Source organism: Henriciella sp., from assembly GCF_029937755.1.
GTDB lineage: Bacteria > Pseudomonadota > Alphaproteobacteria > Caulobacterales > Hyphomonadaceae > Henriciella.
The window spans coordinates 386,311-404,722 of sequence record NZ_JAPYPG010000001.1 but is presented as its reverse complement, the minus strand read 5'-3'; the positions used below and the strand labels follow the sequence as shown (position 1 = coordinate 404,722).

Sequence of the window (18,412 nt, the reverse complement as noted above, 5' to 3'; positions counted from 1 at the left end):
GGGACGGAAAGCCTAGGCTGTGTGTCGCCGCAGGCGGACGGAACTATTCCGTCCTCTCCTTCTCCCTAACGGGGCGCGAGAAATCCTGCGATCTTTCCGATGGCAATCCGGCTCACCCGGCGCACGGCATCGGCAGAATTCGAGCCGTTGTGGGAGCCAAAAATGCACTGGTCGAATTCGCGCAGGGGATTGTCGGGTGCCAGCGGCTCGACCTCGAACACATCAAGGGCCGCCGAATAAACGGTCCCGTCGCGAAGCCCCTTGAGGAGGGCGGCCTCCTCGATGACAGGCCCGCGCGCAACATTCACGACGCGTACGCCGGGCTTCAGTTTTGACAGGAGGTCTTCGTTGAACATGCCGCGCGTGTCGGGGGTAAGCGGGCAGGTGAAGACGAGGAAATCGGCTTCATCGAGCCGGCTCGGCCAGTCGGCGGACTCGACCTCGATGCCGTCGGCGGGTTTGAAGTAGGGGTCATAGGCGATGACCTTGCTGCCGCAGGCGAGAAGGCGCTTCGCCGTCTGGCGCCCGATATCGCCGAACCCGACGAGGGCAACCGTGCGTCCGGTCATGGAAATGCCGCTCGGTTTCGGCCAGCCATTGTTGAGGCGTATCTCGCGGTCGATGCGATAGGTCTCGCGCGCAAGGCCGAGTGTGTAGGTCAGCGCGACATCGGCCACCTCGCCGCCGAAGACACCGGGCGTATTCTCGACCGGGATGTCATGATCCTGGAAAGCGGCGAAGTCGACATTGTCGACGCCGACGCCCCATTTGACGGCCGCGCGTAGCTTGCCGCCCTTGGCGCCATCGAGCACGCGGCGGCTGGCCGGGTCGTCGCCAATGATCCAGGCATCGTATTCGGGGAGCTGCTGGATCAGTTCGTCCTCGCTGAGGATCTGTGTCGTCTTTGCGGGCACACCTTCAAGGCCGGCGGCTTCGAAGTCTTCGCGGAACTCGTCGAACAGGCCGAGCATGGGCGGACAGGTGACGAGGACTCTTGGCTTGGTCATCAGGCGTCTCCTGGCAGGGTTTCACCGGCGGCAACCCGCATCAGGAGCGACTCGGCGATGAACCAGTCGGCCTGCTCGTCGATGTCAACGGACTGCAGTTTCGGTGTCGGGAAGAGGAGCGGCGTCTTGCCGATCCGCGCGCCGGTCGCGGCAAAGCTTTCCGGCGTGAAGAGATAGCTCACCGAGTTCTCTTCCATATAGGCCGGCAGGTCCTGGGTCCGGATAAGATTGTCGGGATCATGATTTATGGGTGCGCCTTCGGGTGTGTAGAAGCGCGTGTGCATCTCGTTGACGGTAAAGAGGGAATCCGCCTCGCCGGCCTGAAGCGCGCTCATATAACGGGTCAGCATCTCCCGGATCGTTGCGGCCTGCAGCAGCGGATTGGTCGTATGCGTCATCAGGAAATAGTCCGACTCGACGTTCGCGACATCGTCACCGAGGACGAGGTTCATGGACACGAAGTCCCCGCAGAGTTCCGGCTTGCGGTCGCGGATCAGGATGCGTCCGCCGGCATCGCCATCCTTCAGTCCTTCAGTGGCAAGGATCTCACGCGCGTCAGTGTTGATGACGACCTGGTCGATCTCCTCGACTTCCAGCATTGTATCGAGGATCCAGCGGAAGAGGGGCTTGCCAGCGATCTGCCTGAAATTCTTCGATTTTACGCGCGCACTATGCGCCTTCATCGGCAGGAGCGCCGTCAGTCGTTTACCGTCGATCATTGATAGGATTCCTGAAATTGGGCCTGCCGGATATCAGCGGCCGGTGCCCGCTTCAAGCTCGCTTTTCGCCGAAGGATCGACGAGCTTGGCGCCGGGATTGTCTTTCTTCAGCTTCACGCGTGGATAGTAGTAGCTTTCCTTCTGGGCGCGCGACAGCTGGCGGTGTTCGTTGTGGCCGCGATAGGTGCCCCAGTACTGCATGAAGCGGTAGCCGAAGATGCCGGAGAATTCGCGGGTGAACCGCTTCTCGCGCGCCGCTTCCAGAAGGTCGTGTGTGATGCCTGAGACGAGGCAGGTCGTCAGGTCGAACAGGTTGAAGTGGATTTCCGGCATGATGTCGCGCATGACCAGCGCTTCGCGATAGTAGCGCTTGTAGGTCTGCCGGAGGGATTCCTCGTGGATGTGGACCACGCCGGCATCGGCGACATAGCCGACCTTGCCGCCATCATTCACGATCGCCTTTGCCAGCACCATGTCTTCAAGCCCGGTCACGGCCTCATCGAAGCGATGCTTTTCCCAGGCGCTGCGCAGGATGGCGGAGTTGGCATTGTTACAGAAGAAGCCGCCCTGTTCGAGCTGGTCTTCCGAGCCGTAATAGTGGTTGAAGACCTGGGCCTCGGAAAAGCGCGTGGCTTTCGCATGCCCGACCTGGCGGCCATAGACATAGTCGCATTTGCCCTCACGCAGCGGGCTGATCAGCCGGCTGAGCCAGGTCTGGTCAACCGGGATGCAGTGGGCGGAAATGAAGACGAGAATATCGCCCGACGCGCCGTCGCAGCCCATATTGAGAGAGCGGCCGAACGTGAACTCGGATTTCGCGATGTGGTAGATTTTGCAGTCATGGCGTTTGGCGATCTCGATCGTCCGGTCCGTCGAGCCGGAATCGACGAGCACGAGTTCGATGGACACATCGTCGTCAACGTCCTGATTGCGGCAAGCTTCCAGCGCCTGATCGAACCATTTTCCCTCATTGAGGGCTCTGAATACGACGCTGACTTTTGTTCGGTCCATCGCAATTGCCTCTACCGGGTTGTTCGTGCCCCAGCGAAGTCTTACCGAAGTGGTTATGCCCCTTCAACTGCAATCAGGCGTATTCGTACAGCGGTGGCTGTGTGACGGGATTCAGGCGGGGGCGGGCAACTAGCGGCGTCTTTGAAGGCCAATCCTGCCCAGGCCCTGCTTCAGGCGCCGCACCATGCCGCCTGCTCCCGCCTGGCTGGCGTCTATCCTGCTCCGGGACTGGGCCGGCGTACCATCAGCATCTTTCTCGCCGCGCAGGCGCAAGAGTGCATTCGAAAGCCGGGGGGGGATGCCTTCCTTTTCCAGGCCAGCGAAGATGTCTGCAAGCTGTCTCGAATGAATGAAATGCGTCTCCGGAGTGCTCTCGACCAGCTGTTGTATCCGTGCGGCGAGATCACTTCCCGCAACGGCCTCCCCGGCAAGATTGGCAATGAACAGGCTGTACTGCATGCGGTGTGCGATCCAGCGGACACTCTGCCATGCCGGATCGGCCTCTCCCAGTTGAGACCGGGCGCGCTGGAACAGGTCTTCAACGGCGCAATCGAAGGGCAGTTCGGGGCGTTCCCCAAGCATCGCGGCCATATGAGGCTTCCAGACCCGGTTCATGAACTCCTGAAAATCAGGATCGCCTGAGGCGTAGACAGCATTGCCGTTGATATGGCGCGTCTCTGTGGAACCCAGCGCTTCGTGACCGAGATAGATCGATCCGGAAATCCACGGCTTTGCAGGACTTTCGAGAAGCCTGTTGGCTGCGCCAAGCCAGTCAGCGCGGATCGGAACACAATCGGTTTCCAGGTAGATTGAGTGACCAGAAAGATCAGCAACCGCCTCCATGGCGCCGAAAAACAGATTGTTGGGTCCGGCGCGCAGACCCTGGGCGCCCGGTATTGCCTGGTTGGAGCGCTCATAGAGGTCAGCGTCTCCCGCGAGAGCGAGATTGATGAAGCGCAGACTGCCAAACCCGGCACGCAGGTGAGGATGCGACTCCAGCTTTTCCCGAATCCTGTTTTCGTTATCTGCGGCGCGCTGATTGTTGAATACGAATACCAGGGCTGGAGGCGATTTCGGCGCCGGCCCGAGCCAAGGCGCCCCGGAGGGTTGGGACCAGATGTCCAGGTTGGTCATGAGCTGGTCAATCTCGGCTTCGGTAACAGGAATGATAACGGACGTGATGGCCGGCTCATTCAGAAACTGTTGGGCGGGACAGTAAGGAAATATGCATTCTGCAGACAGACGGGACTTGGCATTGGTATTGAAGATGCGTGCCGGCATCGACTGGTCCGCAAAGTCATCTCTCAGTGCGCGGAAGGCTTCCAGGTGCAGGTCGCGCTCGTGAGCCTCCGGATTCGGGACGTGGAACAGGTCGCCTTCCTGCTGATAGTCGTCAAAAAAATAATTGGGATTCGTCTTGGGCGTCCGGCTCATCCTGAGGCGGGCGCCTTCGAGCGGCGTGGCCTCGTCAATGGCCGCATAGCGCAGGTCTATTCCGAACAAGCCAATCGTCTCATACCCGAGCAGGACTGCATAGCGGGCTGCGTAGGCGCCCGTGGTCAGCAGGTTGGGTTCGCTCGTACGGAAGGCCGCCTCGTCGTGGAAGTCCAGACCATAGGCCTTGCCGCGAATGGAATGCCAATGAGGCACGAATTCGTCGAGGAAACGTAGTTTTTCGTGTCTTGCGAGTTCCCGATCGTATTCGAGTATCCTGCCGGACAGGAAAAAGCTTTCGATGCGGCTTTCCTTGATGAGGTCTGCGATGGCGGCGTGATGAGTGTCGATCAGCGCATCATCGAGGCAGACATAATGCGTCGGCCGCCAGTCTATGCGTTTCCAATACCGGTAGGCTGCGTTCATGCCGACTGAATCAATGCCTGAAAGCCGCGCGAAATCGAAGTCGCGCATGCTTGGGCCGTTTCCGAGCAGGGCAAGGGGGCGGGCGCTTGCCGCCCTTGCGGACCTGTTGCTGGCGGAGGATCTTGACCTGAATAGCATCGGGATTGTGTGTGGTCTGAAATTACAAAGGTCAATTGCAAAGCTGGCCCGAGACAATGAAGAACCTGCGTTGACACTTCCGTGCTGGTTCGGCAGCTAACTGTTAAGATACGTCAGTGATGTAGCGCGTTGGTAGACCGGATTCTTTTATGGCAGACACATCGGCAAACACAGACAGCAAGACTGCGCCGGTCCAACGTGTATACGTCCCAGAAACCCGGTTCCATACCGGTCCGTTCAAGGCGATCCGGGAGCTTGCATCGGAGCTGTATCAATTCCGGTCGCACATCACCACGCTCTTCGCGAACGACTTTAAAAGCTCCTATCGGGGAACTGTCTTGGGGGTCTTCTGGAACATCGTTCTGCCCCTCGTGCCGATCACGGTCTATTTCTTCCTGGTCAGCATACGTGTATTTCCTTCCTATGAGGGCCTGCCTCCGGCGGTCTTCATTGGTTTCAACGTGATGCTCTGGTACCTGTTTACAGGACTCATAACCCGGCCGATTTCTGTCGTTCAGACCAAGGCGGCGAGCGCCATGAAAACGTCGCTTCCTCTCTCGGCCGCAATCGCATCTTCCTTTGCCCAGCTCACATTCGATACGCTCGTACGTTTCTGCGTGATCATCGCACTTGTCATCGGCTATCGGGCCTGGCCGAACATTCACATCGGCTGGCTGATGCTGAGCATTGCCGCGTCGCTGGTTTTCTGCATATCGCTCGGCCTGCTGCTTTCGATCGTAAACATCGTTTACACAGACACCCAGCGCCTGGTGACGATCATCCTTCAGTACGGGCTGTTCCTCAGCGGGGTCATCTTTCCTGTAGCGGCGATGGGCCCTCTGTCGGTACTGGAGGTCGCCAACCCGTTCTGCGTGTTCCTTAACGCAGCCCGAGATGGGCTTTTTCGGGGTGAGTATCCATTTCCTGCAGCTCTCTTTGCCTGGTCCGGTGTTAGTGTTCTTCTGTGCCTGATCGGGATCCGGTTTTTCTATGTCATGGAACACCGCATCCGGGGTGTTGTATGAGCGACAAGACGCCAGACACCCGGCCTGATATCGTCCTGGAGGCAAAAGCGGTTGGCAAGCTCTACGCACGCCGGCGCTCGGCCATCCGCCGCCGTCTGAGCCAGGCGGCGAGGCGTGCTTTCTTCAACATGTCGGCTCCTAAAAAGGATAATCTGCGGGCGACAGAATTCTGGGCTGTCAATGACGTTTCATTCGAGTTGAGGCGAGGTGAGGCGATTGGGATCATTGGTCTCAACGGGTCAGGCAAGACGACGCTTCTTCGCATGCTTGCCGGTCAGATCCTGCCGGATGCGGGCGAAATACGGGTGCGCGGATCTTCGGCCTCAATGATCGATCTGAGCGCAGGATTCCAGACGTCGGCTTCGGGGCTTGAGAACATCTTTCTCCGGGCTGCTGCGCTTGGTTTCAGCCGGGCGGAAACCAGGCGGCATCTTGATGAGATCATCGCGTTTTCCGAGCTCGAGCACGCTCTGGATGCGCCGCTGGCGACTTACTCCTCCGGTATGCAGATGCGGCTCGCTTTCGCGATCATGGCGATCGTATCGCCGGACGTGCTGTTGATTGATGAAGTGCTGGCAGTCGGTGACTTCCGCTTTCGGCAGAAATGCCTCGCGAAGATCAGGGAAATGCGAAGCCGAAGCGCATTTGTCTTTGTCTCGCATTCAATGGGGGACATCCGGAATTTTTGCGACCAGGTGATCGTCATGCACAAGGGAAAGGTTCACTTCACGGGCCTGCCGGACAAGGCGATCGAAGTTTATGAAACGCTGGATTCCAGCGTGCCTACGAGCGATCCCGCTGATAGGCTGGCCTCTGTCATGGGGCCGACATTCACAAACGATACTGCGGTGGAGGATGTCGTTCATCAATGGGTGAACGAAAAAGGGGAGCCGGTGGAACGTATTGGCTTTGAATCGCCTCTGAGACTGCGTGTTGCGTTCCGCAGTCTGATCGACGTGCGTTCCTTAATTGTCGGGATACCTGTCTGGAACACGAGCGCCCAATATCTTACCGGACTGTCTACACAGATAACCTCGGATGCCTTTACCGTGAAAAAGGGCGAAATGGTCGAGCTTCTGCTGGAGGTTGATGGGGGGGTGATGAACCCGGGAGTACTGAAATCAATGATGACCATTCTCGATGGGCCAGAGCATGTTTACAGGGAACCCAATCCGGACGTCGTGATCACGCCTCCTTCGCACCCGACCTGGGGCGCCGTTACTGTTCCGCACAGATGGAAGTTGATCAGCAGGCAGCAAGGGCTGAACGAACCTCTGCATGATGTTGCAAACGGCGGGTGAGGTTGGCTTGCGCGCGTTGACCGTAATTTTCTCCGCGAAGGTTTCAGCCTGATGCAAGCGCCATTGAAGGTTGCGCTAGTGGGCGTGGGCAAGATCGCGCGCGACCAGCATATTCCCGTGATCAGGGCGTCTGATCAGTTCGAGTTGGCCTATCTTGTCTCGACCCGGCCCCAGCCGGAGTTTGGCGTACCAGTTCATGCCAGCCTGAAGGAGGCACTGAACGCTGGCGGTCACATCGATGCCGTTACAATCTGTACGCCCCCTTCGGTGAGGACGGAGGTCGCAGAAATGGCGTTTGAAGCAGGCTGTGCGGTTATGCTCGAAAAACCGCCTGCGACCGATGTTGCGACGGCGTTGCGCATTGAAGAGGCTGCGCGCCAGGCCGGATGCGTGGCTTACGCCAGCTGGCATTCGCGCTTTGCGCCGATGGTCGATGAGGCCGCAGCCTGGGCGCATCAGCGCGATATCGTCTCCGGACGTATCGTCTGGCATGAGGATGTGAGGAAATGGCATCCGGGCCAAGCCTGGCTATGGGAGGACGGCGGATTTGGTGTCTTCGACCCAGGGATCAATGCGCTGTCCATTCTCAGCCGCCTGCTGCCGGGAAGCTACGAGGTCCAAAGGGCGACTTATCAGGTGCCTGAGAATTCACGGACTCCGATTGCCGTCGACATGATGCTCCACACGGGGACGGCGAGCATAGACGTTTCGTTCGATTTTCGGGGGGAGCAGGAAGAAACGTGGACACTGGATCTTGAAGATGAGGTTGGCACTACACTCGCTCTCTCGCAGGGAGGGGCGGTGCTTTCACTGAATGGCGGTCCTGAGAGATCGGGTCACCAGCTTGAGTATGAGCGGCTTTACAGCCACTTTGCTGGCTTGATCGCGTCGGGCAAGACCGACTTCGATCTGACGCCGCTTCGGATAGCCGAAAAAGCGAACGGCCTGGCAATCCGCCAGGCCGTTGAGCCGATCTTCAATTAGCGGCTAGGTGCCGGCTCAGCCTTGGCTGCCTGCCGCGGCTTTTGTGCTCGACTTCTCCGCAGCTTTCCGGGCAGGCGTGGTCGATTTGCGGCGGCGCGTTGTCGTGGCAGGTGCCTTCACAACACGGTAAACGCAGGTCCGCCAGCTTGCGCCCACGCGCGAAATGAAGGCGCTGTCGGCGAGTTCATTGTCGACATATTCCTGAACGTCTGGCCAGTCCTTGGAGTTATAGTCGTCGAAGATGATGTAGCCGCCCAGCTTCACGAGATGCGCATAGTTCTCGAAGTCGGTTTTCACACCGGCATAGGAGTGATCACCGTCGATCACGAGCAGATCATACTGCTCCTTGGCAGCTTCCTCGAGTGCTTCCGGTTGCGTGCTCAGTGTCTTGATCAGGTTAAAGTTGTCGTCGGTCATTCCAACGCGCTGGAGGTTGCGGCGGAGTGTCCGCTCGTCTACGGGTTGCCCGGTCAAGATGTCAGCCTGACTGGCATTGTAATAGCCTTCCAGCGGATCCAGCAGTGTGAAGTGAACATGGTCAAAGTGATTGACCATGGCATCAAACATGATGGCAGCACCCGTACCAAACAATGTCCCGATTTCGAGGATTTTTGCGGATTTGCCTTTTATCGAGCGCGCGACCAGGGTCCGCAGGAGGATGTCTTCGATCGAGGTGGCAAGCCGTCCGTCCAGCTGCTTTTCCACGTCACAGGCCTTGGCAGCCATGTAGCCGAGACTGGCTTTCGAGATCGGTATGGAAAGCCGTTTCGGCCAATCCTTCTCGAATATCTGGATGTGATCGGGACCTAGTTCGCGATTGAAGTGCTGGAACCAGGCAGCGTTGTTGAACTGTTTCCATTTGCTCAGGCTTGCAATCGTTTCCCGGGTCTCTTTGTCAGTCTCAATCAGGTTAGCCAGTTTTGTTCCGGTTTGCTGGGCCCCTTCCGTCAGTCCGGCCAGCGTCTTTTCGGCCTCATCTTCCCACTGACTGAGCTGATCGAGCTTTTCTCGCGTCTGATCGCCCCTGTCAGAGAGCTGGCCGAGTTTCTCGCTGGTTTTAGTACTGAAATCGTCCAGCATGGAATCCAGTTTGTCATAAGACATCCTGAGCTCATCAAGCGCGGCGCTCAGCTTGGCCTTGGAATCCTCCAGCTCGGCATGGGCATTTCTCAATTCCGAAATTTGGGCCGTATAGTCGGCCGCCTCCACGGCATTCACCCGTGTTTGAAGTTGCGAAATGAATTCGCCCTTCTGGTCGATCAAGGTTTTCAACTTGCCCACCTGGGACGCACGTTCATCAGTGGCCTTCAGTTGCACCTGAATGCTTTCGAGGGCGTGCTCGGTAGATTTCGCGTAGTCCGAGAACTCCTCACCCAGTCGGCGGGTCAGACTGTCTGCATGGCCGCTGGTAGCGTTTAACCGCCCGATACGCGACTTGATATCCGCGATATCTCCCACAAGAGGCTCAATCTTGGAAACCGACCGTCCGAGACTGTCTATACGGTGTTGCTGGAGTTTAAGCGCAGCAGGATTCTGGGACTGGGTCTGCAGGGCCTGAAGTTCCTGGCGTAGGGCGGTAAGAGCGGAAAAAGTCCTGAAGGTGACGTAAAGCAGGCCGATCGAGATGAGTCCGAACAGAAGCGTCAAGCGCCACACCGAGCCTGCTGCAGCAAACGGTGGCAGGAAAGTAAGAAGGAAAGCGAGCATGACGACACCCGCGAGTGGAAGCGTCCATGATTTGCGCGCCCAGAAATGCGTGGCGGCGACCCCTGCAAAACGGCGAATACCAGCCAAGCGACGCTGAAGCATACCACTTGGTTGTGGAGCTGTAGAGGAGGGGGCTGGGGCCTTGACCACAGGCAGAGCAGGCTTGTTGGGAGTTTTTTTCAGCATTTCAGGTTTGCTTTTTTGCCTAAATTTCAGCAGGGCGTTGAACGCATTGGAGACGGCGTCATATCCGGGGTCTTCCCGGAAAGCTAGGAAATTGCCCCATGCACTGCTATCCATGCTTGGTCCCGGATACTTGTAGACCCGGCTCCAGTCATGCGGAATTCCGTACCGGATAATCGGGTGCCACTCGCTCACATAGACATGGTAACCGCGTGCACGAAGATAATTGGCGATATCCTTCCATGTGTGGCCGAGGGGAACAGTCTTGGCATCCTCGAATTCACACTCGACCACGTCGGGTTTCAGAGTATTCCACGGCACACCCTTCAGCACCGAGAAGTCGAAGCCCTCGACATCAATCTTCAGGAAGTCGATGTGTTTCAAATTGCGTTCACGGATGATTTCGGCCGTTGTGGTCAAATCGACCTTGGCACTCTCCTGGTGCGTGTCACGAAATGCGGAAAGTCCGCTAATGCCGGTGCTCTCTGGAGAGGTGAAGAACGAAACACCTGTTTCCTTCTTGTCGCTCACGCCGCGTGTGTCGATGGAAACATTGTCCATCTTGCCAACGCGTTCGACCAGTTTTTTCCGGTTTTCGGGATCAGGTTCAAAGCAGTGAACGGTCCAGCCGAGACTCGCGAAATAGCGTGCGGACGTGCCAAAGTGCGCACCGACATCGATCATGACGTGGCCGGGGCCCTTCCGGTCGGACAGCATGCGTGAAACCACCTCGGTTTCATCGACATGTGCGCCGGCCGAGCGCGGATATGTCAGCTTGGCGGCTTCGGACAGCTTCTTCGATTTCAGGAGTACATTCACGAGTTTCTTCCGCGTCGAATTCAGGTTGAATGAGGTAAAAGCTAATTCTTGAGCTTTCGTTGCCAATGCGTATCGACGCTCAGGCGAAGCTGCAAGTTCGTCGATTGTCTTCGTGATCGCATTTGGATCGTTTTGATCGACGACAACCCCCACCCCGGTTTCCCGGACTTTTTTGATTGTGGCGACATCGTCAGGGCCGACAGCCAGCAAGGTTGCTCCAGATGCGAGGCACTCCGGAAGCTTGTTTGCAAGTGAATATTGGATGTAACGCTTTGATTTGTCGTCGAAATTATAGCCAATGACCGTAATGTCAGCACCACTTAGCCAGTTGCGATAATCCTCGATCGGCAAATCACCTACGATGAAGTCTGTATGCTTCAGGTGGCGAAACAGTGGTTCCACCCGGTTATACCAAACTTGCCGCGTTTTAATCTCGAAGCTGATTTTCTTACCTTCGCGAACCATGCCCTCGATAGCTTCTGCAATCATCAGCAGCGTCGACAGCGTCATGTTCTCCGCGAGCGAACCAGCATATCTCACAATAACCGGATCTTCCGGTGCCTTCTTGGTCGCGGGCTCCCAGTCTTCGGGCCTCACGCCGTTGGCAACCGGGATGAAAGGAACGCCGTAGCGCTCCTCAAAAGCTTCCGACATGTAATCAGAAATAGACAGGCAATACGCAGAATCGCGCGCCAGCTTCTGGAAATCGGAAAGCAGTTGCCTGCCTTTTGCCAGATCGTCTTCGAGATACGCAGTGGGCCAATCGTCCATGATCCATGTCACGAGCGGGAGCCCTGTCATGTTAAGGATGTGCTTCGCTGCATCGTGCAGGGCTGGTGTATTGGGAGTCGGTCGGTACAGGATGACATCTGGCGCAAATGCGCGGACCACCTGTTCTAGCTCGGAATAGCCATACACCAGAGGATTATTAAGCGCTGGTTTCTGATTGCCCGGATACACGCCTATGGTATTGAACGGCCCACCGTGTAGCTGAAGAATCCTGTTCTTGGGACAGTCACCAAGCAACTCTGCCTTCAATGCGCCCGTCGCACTTGGATCCCCTATTCGTGTCAGATCAATAACGAGGGTCTTCGGTAGGTTAAATCCGGGATCGAACAGGCTCTCATAATCCGTTCGCGGAAAGACTTCGAGCTTCCCTCCGATTGTTGCATTGACGATGATCTGGCCGCGCTCGTCGCAGCGTGCCCTCGCTTCTTCATAGGCTTTCAGCATGACATCGACATTGGGTTCGTGCCAACGCTTGCCTTTGCCGAAATAGTCCGGATGGAAGTGGTTGGGATCGTCCGACTTCATGTCGAGTTCTTTTACACGCCCCGGACCGGAAGCGGTTGCATCCTTAGGAATGGCGTAGCTTGCATCGACCCCGATGAGGTAAATCTCCTCATAGCCGAGAAAGGCAGCCAGCTCCATGCAGGTGAACGTTACGGTACCGCCAGCGAAGGTATGGTCATCGGCATCAAACGAGAAGTCGAAACCGTCAGGAAAACTGACACGGGGACGGTGATTGAAGAAGATCGTGTCTTTATCGGGATTGAGGCAGTACCGAAGATAGGCGGGAAACAGCTTTGTCGGCCCGTGGAGGTTGTTGATTTCCTTTTTGCGGTCTTCGGCCACAAGGTGATCCTCAACCACATAATATGTGGGGGTCCAGTCGAGCTCCGGCATCTTCAGGAAGAAGCCATTGGTGACGAATGTGTCCTCGTTCTTCAGGGGGCTGAGGTCAGTCTTCTTAAGGCTGGGGCCATTACCGATAATGAAACAGCGTTTGCGTTTGCGGCCGTTACGCAAGTCTTTCAACAGGCTTCGGTGAGTATCAATTTCGCCCGAGTCGTAGATGTTGGCTATCTTATGAATTCCGCGGATCTGTTCCTCCAGCGAAACCCTGTCAGTTGGCAGGAAGATGCCCATTCTCAGATATTTCGGAAGCTTCTTGATTTCCGCGTCGCGGATGTCCTTCAGGGTAGCCTCGTCAGCGGCCGGAACATCCACTGTTGAGGTCTGCGGCAGCTGCTCACCGAAAACCTCGGACAGGACAGCTCCGAGCTGGGGAATCTGCCGGCGCAGATCAAGGCTTTTCGATGCATCGAGAATTCTGTCGCGAAGGTCCCTGCCGGTGGCCTTCAATTTAGAAGGAGGGGTCGAAAACTTCCGTGCTGCCGCAAACTCGATAGTCCGAAGCCATTTGATGCGGCCGAATTCTTCATTTTTCGTGGAGAGAGCAACATCTTCGATGACGCTACGGCAGAAATCGGTGTCGCCTTCAAGCAGTTTGGAAATGAACACAGAACGTTTGGCTGCAGCCTCAAGGTCCTGTGATGTCTTGCCAATCAGGCCGTTTCTGTACTGCCGTGGAATTGCATCGTCGTTTATCGGTGTTGTCAGCCAGTCGATAACAGTTTGCAGGCTTTCAAAGTGAGAGGAGAGATCCTTCGAGGTTGAGGAACTACCCCAGAAGCGCCAGCGAGCGCCGCCATCCGGAACAAATCTTGAAGTCACGCCGGAGCGCAAAATTTGCCCAAGGAAGAGCCAGTCTTCTCCATGCGCAACCTTTTCATTGAATCGAAACTGCTTGAGAAGCTTGGCTTCTCCCGTAACGGTATTGAGATGTGCAGGATTGCGCCAGGCGTCGAAGAAGCAGATGTCGGATTTTGTTCCGACCCCAAGGTTCATGCTCTTGCCGTCGTTGCCGACAACATCCACCCAGCCGTGAACCATTTGCGTGCCAGTGCCGGACTGGAGAACATCGAGCCGCGCTTTGAGGGATCGCGGGTCCAGCAGGTCATCGGCGTCCACAAAGCCGATGTAGCTGCCCTCGGCAAGTTCGAGCCCCTTGTTACGTGCGCGTGAGACGCCCCCCTGTTCCACCGTCGTTAACTTGATTCTTGAATCTTCCTCGGCGAGGCGCTTAACGATATCAACGCTGGAATCGGTAGATCCATCGTTGATGACCAACAGTTCCCAGTCATCAATATCCTGCGTACGGACTGATTTGATCGCACTTTCCAGGTGCTTCTCGCCGTTATGAACGGGCATGACAATTGAGATCAGAGGCTTCTTGCGGCCACGGGATTTTTGCTTTTGGTCTTCGGCCGCATCCGGTCCTCGTTTGCTCAGGGCAGGAATATAGGAGCTTGTCATGTTCTTGATTGCTTTCCCGCGCTCTTCCATGGCGGAGAGCCATGTTTCGAGCGTCTTGCAGTGAGTGGAATAATAGTCGTCGTAATCGACATTGAAGAAAGCAGGATGCGCAAGCTGGATCCGGCTCATCTCTTCATTGATCTGTGAAGCCTTGTCGTGGCCCCAGAAATATGTGTTCTGATCAACAGGGCGTCCGTCGCAGCCGGCAATGCTTATCTCTTCGAATAGTGTGGCGGCCAGCGGCAGCAGAAAAAGCGTCAGGATATTCGCCGTAGTCGTTACCTGAAACTCTGAAACCAGGTTCAGGTTTGGCGTGTCGCCATCGGCGAAGGGAATCGCACAGATCTTGTTAGCAAAACGTTCGGGCAGGTGCGTGCGGTAGATATGATAGTCACGCATCGGCACAACGAGATGACTGTCATATTTGTCCAGTGCTCGGATCAGATCGTTACGAAACGCGGCGGCATAGCTTGAGGGACCTGCATGGAAAATGGGATCCCCCACGACGATGAGCGGGGGGGTGAGGCGGTCCATCAGCTGGTGATTGCGGACCATGCTGTTACAGGCGATCGGCGTGCCGTCCGAAAAATCGAAATTATTCGCCTGACTGAGATTAGGTCCGGTGCCGAACAAGTATCCTTTCTGGTTTGCGCAGCGCGAATGGATGTCCCGGAATATCCGGCGTGAGCGCTTCAGGCTCTCGTCCATGAACTCTGGAAAATTTTCAGCGATTTTCAGATAGAGCGAGGCCCCATACTGAAAGTTATTCTGGTCGGTCCAGGCAATTTTCTTGCCCTTCGACCCGGGAATGCGAGCAAACGGCTTCTTGCTATCCACGGACCAGGCGATGATCAGGTCACTCGCCTCAACCAGTGCCTCAAGGTCTTCGGCCGTCTTTGCTACGGGGGTGTTGACGGTAAGAGTGCCTTCGAGGCTTTTGAGAGAACTATCGAGATAGTTGGGAGGCTTGCCGGGTTTGCGAGCCTGGGTTGTCGGCATATCAATCGAGCTGATTTGATCCGCAAACGGAGCTAAATACCAGAGAGCGCGAAAGTACTGATCGTTGAAGTCCTTAGCTTTCGACAGGGCTGGATAAAGAACAACTCTCATCGGAACACTCTCACGTTATCGATTTTACAGGCCAAAAAAACTGCTTCCCCACAGCTTGCTTCAACTCAAAACAATATTTCTGATTGACGTGAGCAGGTGATTGGGTGCCGGAAAAATTCCTTAGAGGTGACCATGTGCTCTATAATAGGGCTCGGAGACAAAAAAATGCATACTCTTCCTCCCGGAGGCCGATCCGGGTGATTTCCCATGTGATGGGGCATTCGTTTGTATTCTCCCTTGCTCCCTTGACGCTTAGAGAACTGGTCCGACGCAATCAATATGCTTATGCCGGTTGCCATGTAATGGATGGGATTTATTGACGGGCAGTGTGTCGCCCGCGAGGCGTCAATGACCAAGAAAGGCAAAAGCAAGCATGTCGAAAAAAGCTCTGATCACCGGCGTCACCGGTCAGGACGGCGCGTATCTGGCGAAACTCCTGCTTGAAAAGGGCTATGAAGTTCACGGCGTGAAGCGCCGCTCTTCGTCTTTCAATACCCAGCGTGTCGATCCTCTCTACGCTGATCCGCATGAGCACAATACGAAGTTCTTCATGCATTATGGCGATCTCACGGATTCGACGAATCTCATTCGTCTGGTGCAGGAGACCCAGCCGGACGAGATCTATAATCTGGCCGCCCAGAGCCATGTGCAGGTCAGTTTCGAAACCCCGGAATATACCGCCAACGCCGATGCGGTCGGTGCACTGCGTATCCTTGAGGCGATCCGTATACTTGGCCTTGAGGAGAAGGTCCGCTTCTACCAGGCTTCTACCTCGGAGCTCTATGGCAAGGTCCAGGAAGTTCCCCAGTCGGAAAAGACGCCTTTCTATCCGCGGTCTCCCTATGCGGCCGCGAAGCTATATGCCTACTGGATTACGGTGAACTACCGCGAGGCCTACGGTATACACGCCTCCAACGGCATTCTCTTCAACCATGAGGGGCCGACCCGCGGTGAAACCTTCGTGACGCGTAAGATCACCCGCGCCGTGGCCGCGATCCAGTTCGGCCTGCAGCAAACCCTCTATCTCGGTAACCTGGATGCCAAGCGTGACTGGGGTCATGCGCGCGACTATGTCGAAGGCATGTGGCGCATCGTCCAGCACGACACCGCCGATGACTGGGTTCTCGCGACCGGCGAGACCCATTCGGTGCGGGAATTTGTCGAGCTTGCCTTTGCCGAAACCGGCAAGACCATCGAATGGGAAGGCGAAGGCGTCGATGAGGTCGGCAAGGATGCCGAGACCGGTGAGGCGCTCGTCCGGATTGATCCGCGCTATTTCCGCCCGACAGAAGTCGATCTTCTCATCGGTGATCCCTCGAAGGCGCACGAGAAGCTCGGCTGGAAACACAGCACAGCCTTTCCGGACCTTGTAAAGGAAATGGTTGCTGCCGACCTCAAGACGGTTAGCCGGGAAGACTGGCGAAAGGACTGGACGGCCTGATGGCTGAGACGAGCACAACTACTGAATTCGACCCAAAGGGCAAGCGCGTCTTCGTTGCCGGTCACCGCGGCATGGTCGGAGCGGGCGTCGTCCGCCGTCTTGAGCGCGAAGATTGCGAAATCCTGACGGCGTCCCGGCAGGAGCTTAATCTGCTCGACCAGTCTGGCGTGCGCGCATGGATGGCAGACCGCGAGCCCGATGCAGTGGTGCTGGCCGCTGCCAAGGTGGGCGGGATTGTCGCCAATGACACCTATCCAGCCGATTTCCTGTATGAAAATCTCGTCATCGAGACCAATGTCATCGAGGCCGCCTTCCGCGCAGATGTCGAGAAGCTCCTCTTCCTCGGCTCATCCTGCATCTATCCGAAGATGGCCCCGCAGCCCATTCCGGAGGATGCGCTGCTCACGGGGCCGCTTGAGCCGACGAATGAGTGGTATGCCATCGCCAAGATCGCCGGGCTGAAGCTTTGCGAAGCGTATCGTCGGCAGTATGGGGTCGATTATATTTCCGCCATGCCGACAAATCTGTACGGACCGGGGGATAATTTTCACCTTGAGAATTCCCACGTCATTCCGGCGCTCATGCGCAAGGCGCACGATGCCAAGATGGCCGGGCGGTCAGGGATCGAGATCTGGGGATCAGGCGAGCCGCGACGGGAGTTCCTTCATGTCGATGACTGCGCCGACGCGCTCGTCTTCCTGCTGAAGAACTATTGCGGCAACCAGCACGTCAATGTCGGGTCAGGCACGGATGTGACGATCGCCGAACTCGCCGAACTGGTCATGCAGGCTGTTGGCCTTGATGGCGACGTCACCCGGGACACCACGAAGCCGGATGGCACGCCGCGCAAGCTGATGAGTGGCGACAAGCTGGCGGAGATGGGCTGGCGTCCAAAAATCAGCCTGAGCGACGGCCTGAAGTCGACCTATGAATGGTTCCTCGAGAACTATGAGAGCGCCGACCTGCGGGTCTAGCGGTCCATTCTGTAACGATAACCCGGCAACCCGGTGACCCCCTCTGGCGCCTCAAGAATAATCAGGCGGCCCGAGACCGGGGATGCTTCAAGCGTGTCGTCGCTCAACCCTTCGGTCGCCGTGGTCACGAAGATCAGGTCGAGGTCCTCGCCTCCAAACACCGGACAGGTGGGCTGCGGGACAGGCAGCTCGAGATCGAGGCTGATATCGCCCTCCGGCGAAAATCGGGTCAGCCGGTTGCCGCCCCAGATCGCGCTCCAGACATGGCCGTCCGTGTCGGTGATGGCGCCGTCGGGGCCGCCACCCTTTACGGTCGCAAACGGTTTGCGTGGGCCGAACCGGCCATCCTGGCCATTATAGGCCGCTGTGTAGATTTCACCGGCAGGTGAGTCTGAGAAGTAGACGCGCGTTCCGTCCGGGCTCCAGCAGAGGCCGTTCGAGATTTCGAGACCTGGCTGCTCCAGGCGCGCCTTGCCGTCGGTATCGAGGCAATAGAAACCCGTATCATCTGTCGACAATCCAGCATCGGGCTTTTCAATCATCGATCCGGCCCAGAAGCGGCCATCCGGTCCGATGCGCCCGTCATTAAGGCGCCGGCCGCGGGTCAGCTGCGCGGGCTTGTCGAGCCAGGACACGTCACCCGTGTGCGGCGAGAACAGTGCAAATCCGGTCTCGAACGCAGCCACGATCCGGTCGTCATCGCCCTCGATGAACCCGAACGAACAAAGGCGTTCGGGCGTCTCATACATGGTCAGCGCAAGCCCGGGCCATGTCAGGGCGTAAAGCCGGCGGGCCTGTATGTCTGTCCACCAGACGGTCTGTGTCTGAGCATTCCAGACGACGCCCTCACCAAGAATGGCGCCCGTATCGATCGTTTCGAGAATTTCCGCTGACATGTGTTCCTTCTGGAAGATAATGAGGGGGCACTGCAATGAAAAAGAGTTGGGACGCGCCGGCCTCGGGGCAATGCGGCG

General features: G+C 57.0%; 11 protein-coding genes. 5 read left to right on the top strand and 6 right to left on the bottom strand.

The genetic code is table 11. The annotated features are described in order from the left end of the window. Nucleotides 1–65: 65 nt before the first annotated feature. The 4 genes from Q1K29_RS01970 to Q1K29_RS01955 form a co-directional block, all read right to left on the bottom strand. On the bottom strand, nt 66–1,007 hold the full coding sequence (locus Q1K29_RS01970; RefSeq protein ID WP_300390913.1) for a phosphoglycerate dehydrogenase: 942 nt from the start codon (nt 1,005–1,007) through the stop codon (nt 66–68). Beyond that, nucleotides 1,007–1,726 carry an acylneuraminate cytidylyltransferase family protein gene (locus tag Q1K29_RS01965; protein WP_300390911.1) on the bottom strand — a complete coding sequence of 240 codons (720 nt, stop codon included), beginning with the start codon at nt 1,724–1,726 and terminating at the stop codon, nt 1,007–1,009. Before Q1K29_RS01965 ends, Q1K29_RS01970 begins: the two co-directional genes overlap by 1 nt. A 33-nt stretch (nt 1,727–1,759) precedes the next feature. Further along, nucleotides 1,760–2,737, bottom strand: a complete 978-nt coding sequence (locus Q1K29_RS01960; protein ID WP_300390908.1) for a glycosyltransferase family A protein — start codon at nt 2,735–2,737, stop codon at nt 1,760–1,762. 129 nt (nt 2,738–2,866) lie between these two features. Next, a complete protein-coding gene (locus Q1K29_RS01955) occupies nt 2,867–4,645 on the bottom strand; it encodes a hypothetical protein (protein WP_300390905.1) in 1,779 nt (592 codons plus the stop codon). 239 nt (nt 4,646–4,884) lie between these two features. On the opposite strand from Q1K29_RS01955, the gene Q1K29_RS01950 reads away from it, so the two are divergent. Genes Q1K29_RS01950 through Q1K29_RS01940 form a run of 3 tightly spaced genes read left to right on the top strand, consistent with a single transcriptional unit; the run spans nt 4,885 to nt 8,045 of the window. Next, nucleotides 4,885–5,760 carry an ABC transporter permease gene (locus Q1K29_RS01950; RefSeq protein WP_300390902.1) on the top strand — a complete coding sequence of 292 codons (876 nt, stop codon included), beginning with the start codon at nt 4,885–4,887 and terminating at the stop codon, nt 5,758–5,760. Further along, complete coding sequence (locus Q1K29_RS01945) at nt 5,757–7,061, top strand: ABC transporter ATP-binding protein (protein ID WP_366524147.1); 1,305 nt, start codon at nt 5,757–5,759, stop codon at nt 7,059–7,061. The genes Q1K29_RS01950 and Q1K29_RS01945 overlap by 4 nt, the downstream gene beginning before the upstream one ends. Nucleotides 7,062–7,112: 51 nt before the next feature. Then, on the top strand, nt 7,113–8,045 hold the full coding sequence (locus Q1K29_RS01940) for a Gfo/Idh/MocA family oxidoreductase (protein ID WP_300390899.1): 933 nt from the start codon (nt 7,113–7,115) through the stop codon (nt 8,043–8,045). A gap of 15 nt (nt 8,046–8,060) precedes the next feature. On the opposite strand, the gene Q1K29_RS01935 is transcribed toward Q1K29_RS01940, so the two are convergent. Continuing rightward, nucleotides 8,061–15,023, bottom strand: coding sequence for an FkbM family methyltransferase (locus Q1K29_RS01935; protein ID WP_300390896.1), 6,963 nt, complete (start codon nt 15,021–15,023; stop codon nt 8,061–8,063). Between the two features lie 373 nt (nt 15,024–15,396). Between Q1K29_RS01935 and gmd the strand changes: the two genes are divergently transcribed. After that, nucleotides 15,397–16,464, top strand: a complete 1,068-nt coding sequence (gene gmd / locus Q1K29_RS01930) for a GDP-mannose 4,6-dehydratase (RefSeq protein WP_300390893.1) — start codon at nt 15,397–15,399, stop codon at nt 16,462–16,464. Then, nucleotides 16,464–17,438 (top strand): GDP-L-fucose synthase, encoded by a 975-nt coding sequence (locus Q1K29_RS01925; RefSeq protein WP_300390890.1) that lies wholly within the window; start codon nt 16,464–16,466, stop codon nt 17,436–17,438. The genes gmd and Q1K29_RS01925 overlap by 1 nt, the downstream gene beginning before the upstream one ends. Here Q1K29_RS01925 and Q1K29_RS01920 read toward each other — a convergent pair. Continuing rightward, nucleotides 17,435–18,334, bottom strand: a complete 900-nt coding sequence (locus tag Q1K29_RS01920) for an SMP-30/gluconolactonase/LRE family protein (RefSeq protein ID WP_300390887.1) — start codon at nt 18,332–18,334, stop codon at nt 17,435–17,437. The two genes, Q1K29_RS01925 and Q1K29_RS01920, sit on opposite strands and share 4 nt — an antisense overlap. Nucleotides 18,335–18,412: the final 78 nt, after the last annotated feature.